Here is a 1874-nt window from a genome sequence, read left to right as displayed (position 1 = left end):
TTTTTTTTTTTTTGTTGGGCTCGGGGATGTGTAAAAGGGACAGGGGCGGACGGGGGCCGTGGGGTTCGCCGATCGGGCCCGCCGCAGAATGGAGGTATGGCGGGTTCGGTGGAGCGGGCGAGGCACTGGCGGTACGCGGAGCTGCCCGGGGTAGACCTGCTGCGGGCGAGCTATGTCGAGAAGAAGTTCGTGCGGCACACCCACGAGAGCTTCGTGATCGCGGCCATCGCCGACGGTGTCGAGGTGTTCCACCACGGCGGCGCCGACCAGTACGCGGGCCCGGGCAGCCTGGCCCTCGTCAACCCGGACACCCCGCACACCGGTCGCGCCGGCGTGCCCGAGGGCTGGCGGTACGGCGCCGTCTACCCGCCGCCCGACGTGGTGGCCGAGATCGCCGCCGAGACCACCACGATCCGCGGTACCCCCGGCTTCGTACAGCCGGTGCTCGACGACCCGTACGCCGCCGGTCTGGTGCACCAGGTGCTGCGGGCCGTCGACGAGGGCAACGCGCTGGCCGCGGACACCCTGCTGCGGGTCGCCGTGACGAGACTGCTGCGCCTGAACGGCGGGCCACTGCCCCAACGCCCCGTCCGCACCGCGGGCACCTCCGTCGCGGCACGCGCGCGTGCCGTGCTGTCGGAGCGGATGGCCGACCCGCCGACCCTGGAGCGGCTCGCTGCCGACCTGGGCACCAGCCCCTTCGCGCTGCTGCGGGCCTTCCGCGCGGCCTACGGCATGCCACCGCACGCCTGGCTGACCGACGCCCGCGTCCGGCGGGCGCGGAGCCTGCTCGACGTGGGCACGGCTCCGGTCGATGCCGCCGTCGCCGTCGGCTTCACGGACCAGCCGCACCTCAACCGCCATTTCAGCCGGATCGTGGGCGTGCCTCCGGGGGCCTACCAGCGCGAACGCATCGGTGGTTCCGGCAGCGGGCGTGAACGGGGGGAGGAGGACGCCCGCGGAGGCACGGACGGCGCTCGGGGGCGCAAGAACGTACAAGACCGATAGCGCCGACGGCTCGTACCGTCCGGTGCGTGGTGACTGAACAGACACGTCTCTCGGAGACATGGGACGACGGTGGCGGTACGAAGCCCGACGGAGCGGTCGTCCGGGACGCCCTGGGAGTCGGGGTGGCCGTCGGCCTGTCCGGGTTCGCCTTCGGGGTGACCTCGGCCGGCAGCGGGCTCAGCCTGCTGCAGACCTGCGCGCTGAGCCTCCTGGTGTTCACCGGAGCCTCCCAGTTCGCCCTGGTGGGCGCGCTCGCGGCCGGCGGCAACCCCTTCACGGCAGCCGCGGGGGCCTTCTTCCTGGGCGTGCGCAACGCGTTCTACGGGCTGCGTCTGTCCCAGGTGCTCGCCCTCCCGCGCGCGGTGCGGCCGTTCGCGGCGCAGTGGGTCATCGACGAGACCACGGCCGTCGCCCTCGCCCAGCCCACGCGCCGTGCCACTCGTATCGGCTTCACCGTCACAGGCCTCACCCTCTACGTGCTGTGGAACCTCACCACGCTGCTCGGCGCGCTCGGCGCCGAGGCCATCGGCGACACCGGCGCCTGGGGGCTCGACGCGGCCGGACCCGCCGTCTTCCTGGCCCTCCTCGCGCCGATGCTGAAGACCGCCGGGGAGCGCGCCGTCGCCGGCATCGCCGTCGTCCTGGGGCTGGGCCTGCTGCCCGTCCTGCCCGCCGGAGTCCCGGTCCTGGTCGCCGCGACCGCCGCCCCGGCCGTCCTCTGGGCGGAGGGGCGCCGCGGTGGGGTCGGCGGTCCGTGGGTGGGCCGCAGGAGGGGTGGCGGTAGCCCGGAGGACGGGCAGGACGGCTGCGGGCACGGCCCGCAAGGCGGGGCACAGGGCGAGTGCGGCGGTGGGCACGGCCCACGG

Annotated in this window: 2 protein-coding genes; both read left to right on the top strand. The window is 74.2% G+C overall.

Annotated features, from left to right (window positions below; genetic code table 11):
* Positions 1 to 96 precede the first annotated feature (96 nt).
* A complete protein-coding gene (locus P1P70_RS44155; protein WP_319248068.1) occupies positions 97 to 1008 on the top strand; it encodes an AraC family transcriptional regulator in 912 nt (303 codons plus the stop codon).
* Between the two features lie 29 nt (positions 1009 to 1037).
* On the top strand, positions 1038 to 1874 hold an 837-nt coding region (locus P1P70_RS44150), incomplete at its 3' end, for an AzlC family ABC transporter permease (RefSeq protein WP_319248070.1).

It is taken from the genome of Streptomyces sp. MB09-02B (assembly GCF_033794485.1).
In the GTDB taxonomy this organism is placed as follows: Bacteria; Actinomycetota; Actinomycetes; order Streptomycetales; family Streptomycetaceae; genus Streptomyces.
Note: the sequence above shows the minus strand (reverse complement) of the source record. Positions and strands in the feature narration are given on the sequence as shown.

Excerpts from the sequence above, each read along its gene's own strand:
- P1P70_RS44155 (WP_319248068.1), top strand. The coding sequence starts at position 97 with ATGGCGGGTTCGGTGGAGCGGGCGAGGCACTGGCGGTACGCGGAGCTG.